The following is a 12,667-nucleotide window of genomic DNA, read 5'->3' on the forward strand; positions in this document are numbered from 1 at the left end:
AGTTCGTTGGTGTTTCATCGTGAGGACATTCCAATCAAGTCAATCTCGTACGCACCGACGCTCTGATTCTGAAGGCTAGGGGAAACCGTTTCGAGAAGTGTTATCCGCAGACAGAAGGAGGCGTTGGTGGCGGGAGGGATTGGGTCTCCCACTCGCACCGGAACAGCCGAGAGCGGGGTCCCGGGCGGCAGGGCTGCCGTGCAGGCGCCAGGAGATAGGTCAAACCCCAGATAGGCATTCTCCGCTGCTGCACTGATGGCGAGATCTACGTTGCCGGTGTTGCGAATTGTGAATGCTTCGCCACGGCTCTCGCCAGGCAGCATCCCCGAGAGGGAAGGGAGCGCAACCGTAGTCGCTGTCGTCGGCACCGTCTGCCCCGAGGCGATCGCCGCATCGAGCGTGCCCGATGAGATGGCCCCGGCGTCGACGGTATCTGCGTCGTTCCACAGCGCCAGACTGTAAGGAGCTGTGCTCACCGTCGCGGTCACGACGGCGGCGACGGCGATTGCCCAGACCCGCATTCGAGTCGACAACGGTTGCGCGGCATGGTGTCCTGAGCCGCGCCTGCGACCAGCAGATCGTCTTCCTGCCACGCCTATCCCCTTCCCCTTCTTATTTGATCAGACGGTCTGCTGGGTGAGCGCGAACGCCAGGCCGCCCAGGTCCACACTCTGGTTCTGCGCGTCGAGACCGGTCACCGAGGCCTCGGGGAAATCGACGGTCACAGTTACCGGCACCGTGAGCACCGTCTCCACCAACGGAGTCGAGGACGTGACTGTGTACTTGTTGGGCTGACCGGGAACCGGGGTCACCGTTCCGCCGCTGACGGCGCCCACTGCCAGTTGCACGTCCAGGGCGTCGAGAAGCTCCGGGTCACCGGTGATCGAATCCGGGTCGATCTCGAGCTGAGTGGTCAGGTTGTCGCCCGCGAGCGTGATGGATACCTCGGTGGTGTAGGTAGAGGTGTCTCCGGGAACCCACAGCCCGGTGTCCTGCGACCAGGTTCCGTCTTCCGCCGAGATGCTCATCACACCGGAGCTGATGCCACCCGCATCGACGCTCGCCGAGCCGTTCCAGAGCGCGAGCGATCCTGCTCCGCCGACGAGAAGCACCAGACCGGCTGCTCCGACAAGCAGGCCTTTGCGCATTTTATTCATAATCTCTCCTAAGGGTTCGAAGCTCACAACATGGTTTTGCGCCGCTGTCCATATCGCTGGATTTGACGCAATGAAGACCGAGGCGCATGCAAGTCGGCGCCTTGGCCATTCAAACGCTATGTCGACACATCTCGCCGCTTGCGTTTGCCGGCGAGAATCAGAACCCCTCAGATCACGGGGCGCCAAGATTACGTAGACAGGCCTCAGGGCTACGCATATTGCTCCTCGCATACGTATGCGCCTTCCCGGATGTATGCTCGCTCGCCTCTCCCGTCCGAAACGCTGCGTATCTCACCCGTCGACTGTTGTCGCGTGCTCGGGGATGAGCTGTAATCAGCGGGTTGCACGTGCGCGGTAGCACACGTACCGCCTCGGAGTTCATAATGTAGAAGGAGACGCCTTGAGTAAGAGCAGAAAGCGGGAGATCGATATGATCGGACGCAAGCAAGAACTCGCACTCGCCATTGAACTCATCACCTCGGGACTGAGCGTGGATCTCGTCGGTACCCGGAACAGTGGCAGGAGCGCCTTCCTCCGCCAGCTGCGCCGACGATTCGAGGATCTGGAGTGGAGGGTACTCACGGTTCGCGGCGTTGCGTCGCTGCGCCCCTATCCACTTGCGGCGTTGCACATGGCTGGGCTTGGATCACCGTCCTCCCGGGGCAACGCGACGAGCCTTCGAGAGACCACCGTCGAGCTCATCGACCAGGTGCGGGAGGCCCGATCGGTACTGCTGATCGATGACTGGGACGACCTCGACGAGTCCTCCTGGGGCGTGGTCGAGACTGTACGGCGCGCGACCGGTGTCCCGACGGTGAGCGCCCGACTACAGGGGATGCGGGCCCGGCACACTCCGAGCGGTCTCGCCGCGTCTACCTTCGAGCCGAGCTACGTCATCGAACTCGCACCGCTCAGTTTCGAAGACATGGAGCAGGTCGTGGTCGAGTTCCTCGGCGGCCCGATAGACATCAGCACAATGACCAGCGTCTTCGTACGCTCGGGCGGGAACACCGGCCTCGCGCTCACACTGCTCGAAATCTGCCGCAGAGAGGACCGTATCGTCCAACAAGACAACGGGGAGTGGATCGGCACGGCCGAACTGTGGAGCCCCCGGCTGCGGGCCGTCATGGAAGCCTACCTGGAGCTCCTCGACGACGAGTTGCGCGATGCGATCGAGATGATCTCACTCGTGGGGCTCTCCGATGTCGAGACGGTGCGCAAGCTGGTGCCCTGGGAGGCGCTCGAGGTATTGGAAGAGCAGAGCCTCATCACGACCGTCACATCGAGCGGGCACCAGCTCGTCGCGGTAGTACCCCAGCTGCTCGCCGAGTTCCTCCGGCACGAACCGGTCGGCGCCCGGCGCCTGCGATTGACGGCGACGATCTCCGAGCGACTGGACTCCGCGGAGAGCCGCAGCATCCAGCACATGATTCCTACGGTCTTTCCCGACCCTCTTCAGCAGGACGCGCTCTTCATCAGGCTCCTGCAGGAGCAGTCGCAGACCAGGGTCGCCGTGGCGGCCACGGAGTGGGAACGGGATCGTGATCCTCACTCCGCAGTGCGCTACATCCGCGCACTCAGCCAAGTCCACGCGGATACCGGCGTGATCGACAAGGTACTCGAGCAGACAGAGGAGGCAGGGGCCTCCCACGCGGATCGGGCACATCTCGCAAGCTATCGGGCGAAATGGATGGCCTACGTGCACCGAGATATCGACGGGATGCGCGATTACATCGAGAAATGCAAGCAGGAACTCGGAGACTATGGGCGACTGCTCGACGCGACCGAGGTGCGGGTGTTGTGCAACGTGCAGGGGATTCCCGCCGACTTCGCGGCGCGTCTCGAACTCACGCCGAATCTCCCCCGAGCATCGCAGACCGCTCTGCTCCATACTCAGCTCATGGTACTGACCAGCCTAGGCCGATTCGAAGACGCCCTCCGCGTGTACGGCGAACTCGAGTCGATCGACCGCGGCACCAGCGAGGAATACACGCACCACTCCTTCAAGAGCCTCGCGCTCATCGGCATCGGGCAGTTCGACGATGCTCTGCGCGATCTCGCACGGGGCCTCGACGAAGCGCGTGGAGACCTCGAGCTCGAGGCCGCCTACACATTCGGCACCGGTGTGGCGCTGTGCCACCTGCTCTCAGGCGACTACGATCCGATCGACGCGATCCTCGATACCTTCGCTGCGACCGGCGATCCTCTGCCGTTCGTGCCGGGTGTCAGCCTGATGCTCGCGAATATCGGCGCGGTAGTCGCGGTACGTCGGGGCCACATCGAACTCGGCCATCACTACGTCGACACTCTCGAGTCCCGCGGTCTCCCCGACGGCGCCTTTCCCGGCCAGTCGCTCTCGTGGGCGAAGGCTCAGATCCAGGCGTTCAACGGGGATCTTGTCGGCGCACAGGCTACGCTGTGGGACTCGGCCGAGCAGCTGTGGCGGAGGGGCTCGCGATTCGCCGCCGCCATCGGATTCCTCGGCGCGATCGAGTTGCGACCCGAGCGCGAGCTCCTCGAGCTGGTGCGGGAGAGGCTCGCCGAAATCGACGGGGCCTACGTCCCCGCTTATCAGTGCTATGTGGAGGCGTTGATCGAGGAGGATCCCGAACTTATGATGACGTCGTACGAGCGCACCCGAGCAGTCGGGCTCGACGGTATCGCAGTCAGTTCGCTGCGCTCCGCATCGACCTGGTTCAGACACCGGTCCGCGATCGAAAGGGCTGAGCAGGCGGAGCGTCTCGAGCAGGAGTTCACGGCCACGGCCGGGCGGTCATCGCTCGATACAGTGCGCTTCGGCGCGACGGCTATTTCCCTCACCGACCGGGAACGCGAGGTTGCAGCACTGGCCACCAAGGGCCTGAGTAACCAGGAGATTGCGACTCAGCTTGTTCTGAGCGTGCGCACTGTTGAGACCCACATGCACCGCATCATGCGAAAAATCGGCGTCACCACGCGTCAAGCGCTAGGCCGATACATCAAGTGAACTCACGCGCCTCATTCTCGAGGGATAACCGGAACGCCAGTACCAGATCGCGATGAGTGCGAGCGCCACCGCCGCGGTCACCACCCACCAGGGGAAGTGCGGCACGTCGGGTCTGGCACCCGCCAATTCGAGCAGATCCTCCGGGACCGGAACAACGCGTTCTCCGGTCACTAGAATTCGGTGGGTGTTGATGCCCAGCGGAGTGCAGGTGACCAGAGTCACCAGATCCTGCCCGGCCACCGGTGCGATCTTCTTCGTGTCGTCCGGAGCAACAACGACCGTATCGGTCACTCGGTAGGCGAAGACCTCGCCGAGCACCTCGATACTGAAGAGATCGCCCTTCCGCACCTGATCGAGATGGGTGAAGAGCGCGGCCGTTGCGAGCCCTCGATGGCCGGTGAGCACGGACCGGGTGCCCACTCCGCCCACGGGGAGCGCCGTCCCCTCGAGGTGTCCGACGCCCTTGAGCAGTGTCTGGTCACTTGTGCCGTGAAAGACGGGCAGGTCCAAATCGATCGATGGGACCCTGAGCCGCGCCATGATTCCGGTCGGATCCCCGCGCAGCATGCTCCTGTAGTCGTCTCCGTCCCCGCGTGGGTGGCTAGCCTCAGCGATGTTGGCACCGGCATCGAGCTGAGCGCCGCCGCTCAGATTCCGGTTGTACTCCTTCGCGAGAGCGAGCCTCTCAGCAGCGTCGGCACGACCATTCGCCGTATCGATCTGAGTCTGTGTGTAGAGGATGTTCGACTGGTTGTACTGGCTCACCCATTGAGATGCCTCCGGGTAGAGCAGCACACCCGCCCCGGCGAGCAAGAGGACTGCGATCACGAGGTTTAGAGCGCTAAAGCTCCAGCGTCTTCGTGCGGAAGTGGAGGTTCTGCCATGTGCGGTCAAGATGTCCCTCGTATCGGTACTGCGGCGCAGAAGTTAGCCGGAGTGTGGCGCGGAGAACTGGCCCCGGAGAAGCGAGTCGGAATAGAGATTCGCGAAGGAGGGTTCGAGGAGCAGCGCCCCCCGAACCCTCCTTCGGGCGTGGATCCTTCGAGTCTCAGCTCACGCTGAAAGCGTCGGTGATCGCACGGTTACAGAGATGCCGCGCTGCGCTTCCGGCGCATGAGCAGCAGACCTCCGGCAACCGAGAGCAGCGCAACGCCTCCCGCAACCATCAGCACCTGACCGGCGGCACCGGTGATCGGAAGCGCGGGCAGGTCGCCCGTGTCCGTTCCCACCTGATTGTTGACGAGCTTCAACTCGGCGCCGTTCGCCGTCACCGTCCACTTCGTGACCGGGGCGGACTTGTACCCGACCGGAATCACGGTCTCGTAGACGCAGTAGTCGCCCTGGGCAAGCACGACGTTCGCGGTAAGACCGTTCACGCCGGACTTGAACTCCTCATCGACCTTGTACAGGTTGGGATCGTTGACGGCGTCCACCGCGGTGGCGGGGCAGCTCGCGATGGTCGCGCCGTTCTTCTGGGTGTAAAGCTCGAACTCAGCGCCGGCGAGAGGGGTGGTGCTCGCGGCGCCGCGGTTCTGTGCGTGCTTCAGGATGTGCGCGTCCTTGTAGACGTTCTCGGGCTCGGGGTCCGTGATATCGGATCCTCCGCCGTTAATGGTGACCTTCGCCGTGTTAGCGGAGGTGCCATCGGCAATAGCCTCCGCGCCGATCGTCAGGACGAGCTTGCCGCCATGGTTAGCGTCGAGCTTCGCGAGACCGGGGGTAAGGAGGGTGAGCGTGACCTTCTGGCCCGACACTCCCAGCGTGTAGTCGGTGCTCTGGGTCAGCGACACCTCGACATCCGACGCGTTCCGCAGCTTGACGCTCGTCGTCTTCGGGTTCAGAGTGGCCGAGAGCGTATCTTCGATCTTGAATTCGGTGTACTTAAGCTCCTGATTGTTGGCATCCTTCCCGAGACTGTTGATCGGGACGACCACGTCGTATGAGATCTCGTTACCGATGATGACGCCGTTCTTGGCCGCACCGGAACCGACCAGCACGTTCTTCGGGTAGATGTGGGGGCTATAGTTCCACCCGGGCGCTGCATCGGTTCCGGGGTAGGGCACCGACAGGATCGTGGGCTTCGTGACCGAGTCCGTCGTGGCGTTGCTCGGAGGAGTCGACTCGTAGACGACATAGGCGCGATCGGCGTTCAGCATACTCAGCGACGCGGCGCCATCGGCGCCCGTCTTCACCTCGGCACCGCAGGAAATAGTCAGCGCGGAGCCTCCCTCGGAGACGACCGGGGCCTGGCCGGCAGCCGACTGCGTCGCAGTGAGCTTCTCGAGTCGCAGCCAGTCCGGGCTCTTGCTGAGGTCGATGCCCTGGATCCAGCAGGCTTTGAAGCCGACGTTCGCCAACGGCTTCGCTGAGCCGGGGACGTTCAGCTCACGACCGTCTGCCTTGCCGAAGTCACTTCCGTCAGCGGGCTTCTCGTACTTGTGCACGGTGATCGATCCCATGCCTCCCATGCCTGGATCGGCCTGTGCCGGAAGCACGGTCACCATGGCCATCAGGCAGGCGATCGCCGTGCCGCCGAGCAGATGCCCTACTCTGCGGGCTGTCGTGGGTGGTGTCATCGGGGGTGTTCCTTTCATTTGATGGACAAGATCGTGGCTCGGGGTGTCGCCGACGCTGACAGCGCGAGAGCCATCCGCGAGGCGACGATTAGGCGGCGTATCGGCGGATCAGACGTCGGCGGGTGAGGTGCAGCCCAAGCGCCGCAACGAGGATTCCGGAGCCCGCAACAACGAAGAGATATGTACCGAGCCCTCCGGTCACAGGAATAATCGGGAGGTCGTAGGAACCCGAGATCCTGAAGACGTAATGCTTACCCTGTGCGATGGCGAAGCCACTCTTCACCTGACTATCCGACACGGTGACCCAGCAACTCTTCGGTGCAGAAGTCGGATCATTCGCGTGGCTTGCGCAGGTTGCCAGGTTGAGCTGCTCAATCTCCAAGAACGCGAAGTCGCTGGGGATGCTCGCTCGGAGGGTGTAGCTTCCCGGACGCGCAAAACTCGCGGTGATCTGGCCGGTGAGATCCAGGTCGTAGGCGCTGTCGGCGTGATCGAAGCCGAGCTTCAATCCGCCCGTGTTCCGGAGGTTCGCGGTATAGAGGGAAACCTGGGCGCTCTGGTTGGTGATGGTGCAGGCGATCTGCCCAGAGCTGGCCTGGGGTGCGAGCGTGCCGTCCGCGCTGTTGAACACGCTGCTGCCGAGCGGCTGCTGGTCGGCATCAACGCAGGAAATGTTGCCCTTCCTCATGTAGAACTTCGCGTCCAGAAGCGCGTTCGGCTTGATCCGCTCGCTCACGATGTACTTCGTTCCGGGGGTGAGCTCGATCCCAATATCGCTGAGCACCTGGGTCGTGCCCCCCGGGTCGGTGATCGTGAGCTCCCAGTTCTTCGCGGAGAGCTCACCGAGCGTGCCATGCTCCACCGGGGCAATGGTCTTTGCACCGGTGATCTGCGGCTTCGCCGCAGCCGGGGCCGTGACGATGTAGACAGATATGCGGCTGTACGCGCCGATCACCGCGGACGGCACAGTCACGAGGCGGCTGCTGCTATCCCAGGAGCCGGGGACGATGAAGCCAAGATCCGGGCCGAACAGCGAGACGCTGGTGACCTCCGCTCCAGCCGGAAGCTTGCTGAGCCGGAAACTGACGGATGACGCCCGGTCCGACACATTCCCGTCGGCGAGCAAGGTGAGCCCGCCCCCCGGCGGCACCGTCGTCGTCGCTCCGGACGGGAACTGAACATTGGCGAAGCTGTCGATGGCGTAGTGCCCTGGGACACCTGCGACCCAGGCATCCACAGCCGTGTTCGCGTAGTTGCAACCGAAACCACCGTCGGAGGCGAGGTCGGTGATACCGCCCGCGTAGATCCCCGACGTCAGAGAGGTGTCTCCGGCATTGTTCGCTTTGCCGTTCAGCAGCTCGGCGACGCCGGTGCTGGGATCGATGCGCCAGAGGTACCTGGCCAGCACGGTCCTGGTCTGCGCTGTGCCACCCGTGATCGAGGGATAGGTGATAGTCCCCGAAGTGTTGTACCTGAGTCCGCTCGCGTAGAGGTAGCCTCCGCTGAAGGCGAGGCCGAGCGATCCACCCCCGTCAGTGCCGTCATTCAGTCCGTTGGCGCCGTCGATGACCGCGGTGTAGCTATTGGCGCCCACCTTGTACGTGCCGCGGAGCGGCTTGATTGCGCTGTATACCCAACCGCTTTCCGACTGCTCAAACTTCACGATCCAGCTGGTCGGCTTGGTCACTCCAAGGGAAGTATAGAAGGGGTCAATGTTCGAGCCGAGCTTGATGCTGGTCGAACGGACGATCGTATACGCGTTGCCGGAGGCGTCGATGGCGAGGTCGGAGGTCGGAGGCTGGCCTCCGACGCGAGCGGCATCATCGGCTGTTTTCGGCTTGATCGTCCCCGAGGTTGTGTATTTGCCTGTCTGCGGATCGAAGATCATGATCCGGTAACCACCGAAGGCGGAGTTACCGTTCGTGCTCAGCGCCTTGGTGTGCGAGAAGTAAATGTATCCGGTCTTCTGGTCGACGGCTCCGCCATCCCAGTAGTTGTCCGCATTATCCCCGCTCGCGCTCGGCACGGGCACAAAGAGCGTGGCATCGGGCTTGCCGCTCGTGCTGGTATTGGAGAACACGGCTACGCCCTGGTTTGAGCTCGAACCGGAGCCGGGACGGGACGCCCCGTTTCCGCTGCTGTCGACGAGGCCCGACACGTTGATGTCTCCGTTCCCGATGCTCCAGAGGTAGCTGCGTCCGGCTCTCAGACCGCCGCCCCCGCCGTCGATCGCCATCGAACCGAGTTCCGACATCGTCTTGGGGCTCCCGGTCCAGGTGTTCGTCGGCGTAGCTCCCGAGGTCGCCCCGGCTATTTTCGCGATCGTCGGCGTCGATGTGTTGTTCCCTGTGCCGGAGGCCATGGAGAAGAGCGCACCGGGATCGGTACCTGCGGTATCGACTCGTGCGACCGGCGCATAGGAGTAAGACGTGCCGCTCGTGCTGGTGTCCATGACAGTCGCCGCGTACAGGCCGCCCTGCACCACCTGCCTCGCCGTGCCTGCGGCGCGGCTCCCGGTGTATGTGTACATGTGCGGCTTGTTGCTGCCGGGGCCGTAGTAGCTGGAGAGCGTGACGTTGCGCAACGTGGAGCTGTCGGTTGCCTCGCAGGTCGCGAAAGCCGACCCGTAAGCCGTCGGCGCGGGCTCGGCCGTGGAGCGCACTTCCGCCGACCCTCCGGTTTCGCCGACGGCAGTGTCACCGGCGTCATCCGCATCCGACGCGCTCGGCTGTTCCTCATCCTGGGCGACAGCGTCTTCTTCAGACGGCGTCGACTCGCCCGGTTCTGCAGTTTGCCCCTCCGGGGCTTCCGAGTCTCGATCGTTCAAGGCTTCCGAGTCTCGATCATCCAAGACTTCCGAGTCTCGAACATCAGTACTCTCCATACCCGATGAGCTATCCCGATCCGGCTTTGCGAACGCGGGGGATGCCTGGGGGAGTCCGAGCGCGAATGCAAGCGTGAACGCGAGCATCAGCCCGCGGAGTCTGAACCGTGAACTACCCGTCTTGCTGCGGGACGGCTGAGCGGGCGGGAAGTTTCTCATATTACCTAGCAAGCCCTCTCTTCAATTTCATGCATCGGGGTTCCCGGTGCGCGGACTGGGCGGGGAAAAGCAGCTTGCACGAAGTGCTCACCCAACGACGGAGTATGCCTGAAATCGTTACGGCCGCCGCCCCCTTCCTGGAGGTCCTCCAGCGCTCTTGCGTGTCCATCGTTTCCAACGTACGTACACCGATCGGGAATACTGACCGCTGCCCTTCGGCCACCCACTCGCTTTACACTTAGAACCGCACGTTCGCAGTCTCATAGGACGAGAAACCACCGTTCGGGCAGTCACCCCAGGAATCGTTCATCCGGTGGATCGCCCTCGCGGGTTTCTGACGCTGGGCCCGATGGCGCATGCGCGCGGCTTAGGCTCCGCATCGCCCGGGCCCCTCGCTAAGCGGTCCGCTCTGCGGCCCGGAGCTGGGCTCGGAGAGGATGACGGGACAGCGGCGCAGCCTACTCCAAAGCACTCGCCGACGAGAAAGACGTGACCTGCGCCGGTTCCTGGAACGCGTGGACCGCTACTTGCCGAGCACGGGATGACCCGGATCGAGCGGCTGATCACCAAGAACGCGTCAGCGCAGCGGAAGTCTTTGCGCGGAGTCTGCGCTGAACACCGGATACTGCAGCAATTCACCTGCCCGCGCTGTCCCTGAAAGAACAGGGAAGCCGAATGCTTCAATCGCACCTGCAAACTGAATGGGCCTAGCGGCGCTCCTACGCCACGAATACGGAACGCACCAGAGCGCTTGCGCCCTGGCTCAAGTTCTACAAGATTGGACGCTGCCACTCAGTACTCGGAGGAGTTCCACCGATCAGCTGCCTAGAACCAGCCTCCTGACCAAGTACAGCTAGTGCTGGCGTCAGAGCTTCAATACCCGGCACAGCACCACCACCGGAGCCCCTCGATGGCGACCTATCTCACGAGCGGGTAGAGTCTTTTCCCGAGAGGAGTGCCTGGGAGAGATACAATGCCGCGCGGCGCGGTACCCGACTTCTTGCTCGATGCGCTTGTTCCGGCGGCCAACTCTCGGAGTTCCGCGTTCGCCTCTCGCGTGATGCCGGGCTTCGCCCCAGTCTCGACTCGTTCTTGCCGGAGCCATTTCTCGAGGGTTCCGACGTTGACGCCGGAGTCTTTCGCGAGCTGCACAAGCACCCCCAGGCGTGGCGAGGCTGGAGGGCGATGCGAACGACATCGATCACGGACTCCTTCGGGAAACGAGGGGGCATAGTGATCATCATTTCGGGTCAGCAAGAACCAGCTATATCGAATGTCACCTAAACATGCACCAGACCCTATGCTGTGAACGGCCAGATAAGCGGCACCCAGAACACAGCTACCGCGAAGAACAGCACCACGAACGGCAGCCCGAACTTCGCGTAGTCGCCGAAGCGGTACTGACCGGGTTGCATAACCATGAGATTCGCCGGAGTCGCGACCGGGGTGAGGAACGCAGCAGCACCGGTCACGGTCAGTCCCATCAGGAACGGCAGCGGTGAGACGTGCATGGCATCGGCGAGCGCGAGCGCGATGGGGATCATGATCAGCACGGTGGCGGTGTTGCTGATGAGTTGCCCCAGGATCAGCGTGACGATCGCGATCGCGGCGAGCGCCGCGGTGGGGCCGAATCCTCCGACCGCGGTCAAGAGCCAATCGGCGATCAGCTGTGCGGCTCCGGTCGATTGGAATGCGGTCGAGAGCGGGATCATACCCGCGACGAGCACCACGGTGGTCCACGAGATCGAGCGGTAAGCCTGCGTCGGAGAGACGACCTTCATGAGGATGAGCGCGCACGCTGCGAGCAGGCCGGCGACCCCTGCAGGAACGATTCCGGTCACCAGCAGCACCAGCATCGCGGCGGTGACGACGAGCGTGCGCTTCGCCCCCTGCCCCAGCGGAATGCTGCGGCGAAGCAGATCGGGGCGATCGACCACCAGCACCTCGCGGTCGTCGGAGGTGTGCCGGCTGAGATCGTCCCAGCTGCCATCGAGCAGCAGTGTGTCCCCCGTCCGCAGCGTCGACTTCGGTCCGTCGAGGTGCTCGTCTCCACGACGCGCGGCGAGGATCACCAGATCGCCGCTGGGCGTGCACATGCCAGGAAAAACGTGCATGCCAATCAGTTGCGAACGCGGCGGGACCACCACTTCGGTCACCCCGCGACTCGCGCTCACCGCGATGTCGGCGGGTGCCAGGTCGTAGTCGCGGCGCAGCAGTTCCGCGAGCCGCAGCACGTCCATGGGCGCCGACGGCGCGTGCCGCTCAGGCAGCAGCCGCGGGCCGAGCAGCACCACGATCGCCACCGTGCCCGCGAGCAGCGGCAACCCGGCCAGCGCGAACTCGAAGTACCCGAACGGCCGCGCGCCGGCATCCGCCGCCGCCTCGGATACGAGGATGTTCACCGGGGTGCCGGTGAGCGCGAGCATCGATCCGGCGTGCGCCGAGAACGCCAGCGGCAGCAGCATCTGCGACGGCGCGATGCCTGCTCTCATCGCGACCACCACCACGAGCGGCAGGAACGCCGCGACCGAACCGTTCACGCTGATCAGCGAGGTGACGACCGCCGTGAGCAGGCAGAGCACGACGATCAGCGGCACGCGCCTAGTGCCGGCCCGCGAGACGACCTGCTGGCCAGCCCAGGCGATCACTCCCGAGGACTGGAGCGCCTCGCTGACCACGAAGAGCGAGGCGATGAACAGTACGGTGGGATCCCCGAACCCGGCGAGAGCATCGCCGAGATCCAGCACTCCAGAGAGGAACAGCGCCAGAGACACCCCGATGGCGATCACGCCCAGCGGGATCCGGTTCGACGCGAATGCGACGACGGCCACCGACAGGATGATGAAGACGATGACGATCGGATCCATATATGCGAGCGTAGTCCGCGCACGCTTTCTCGTATAGT

The 12,667-nt window shown here is 63.7% G+C and carries 7 protein-coding genes; 1 reads left to right on the forward strand and 6 read right to left on the reverse strand.

All coding sequences use genetic code 11. The features are described 5' to 3' along the window. Window positions 1–14: 14 nt before the first annotated feature. The gene (locus WFI54_RS11920) at window positions 15–521 is read right to left on the reverse strand and encodes a hypothetical protein (protein ID WP_336653015.1); all 507 of its coding nucleotides are present in this window, start codon (window positions 519–521) and stop codon (window positions 15–17) included. 99 nt (window positions 522–620) lie between these two features. Next, window positions 621–1,157 (reverse strand): alternate-type signal peptide domain-containing protein, encoded by a 537-nt coding sequence (locus WFI54_RS11925; protein ID WP_336653016.1) that lies wholly within the window; start codon window positions 1,155–1,157, stop codon window positions 621–623. A gap of 400 nt (window positions 1,158–1,557) precedes the next feature. On the opposite strand from WFI54_RS11925, the gene WFI54_RS11930 reads away from it, so the two are divergent. Further along, complete coding sequence (locus tag WFI54_RS11930; protein ID WP_336653017.1) at window positions 1,558–4,143, forward strand: helix-turn-helix transcriptional regulator; 2,586 nt, start codon at window positions 1,558–1,560, stop codon at window positions 4,141–4,143. Here the strand turns inward: WFI54_RS11930 and WFI54_RS11935 are convergent. From WFI54_RS11935 to WFI54_RS11950, 4 genes are all read right to left on the reverse strand, one after another. Continuing rightward, window positions 4,123–4,971: a class C sortase gene (locus WFI54_RS11935; RefSeq protein ID WP_336653018.1), complete on the reverse strand. Its 849-nt coding sequence runs from the start codon at window positions 4,969–4,971 to the stop codon at window positions 4,123–4,125. The genes WFI54_RS11930 and WFI54_RS11935 overlap by 21 nt on opposite strands. Window positions 4,972–5,225: 254 nt before the next feature. After that, window positions 5,226–6,719: a SpaH/EbpB family LPXTG-anchored major pilin gene (locus tag WFI54_RS11940; protein ID WP_336653019.1), complete on the reverse strand. Its 1,494-nt coding sequence runs from the start codon at window positions 6,717–6,719 to the stop codon at window positions 5,226–5,228. A gap of 88 nt (window positions 6,720–6,807) precedes the next feature. Beyond that, window positions 6,808–9,546: a hypothetical protein gene (locus WFI54_RS11945; RefSeq protein ID WP_336653020.1), complete on the reverse strand. Its 2,739-nt coding sequence runs from the start codon at window positions 9,544–9,546 to the stop codon at window positions 6,808–6,810. A gap of 1,514 nt (window positions 9,547–11,060) precedes the next feature. Then, complete coding sequence (locus tag WFI54_RS11950) at window positions 11,061–12,629, reverse strand: SLC13 family permease (RefSeq protein ID WP_336653021.1); 1,569 nt, start codon at window positions 12,627–12,629, stop codon at window positions 11,061–11,063. Between the last annotated feature and the right edge of the window lie 38 nt (window positions 12,630–12,667).

Origin of the sequence: Leucobacter sp. MMO-125, from assembly GCF_037148395.1 — a bacterium.
Taxonomy (GTDB): Bacteria; Actinomycetota; Actinomycetes; order Actinomycetales; family Microbacteriaceae; genus Leucobacter.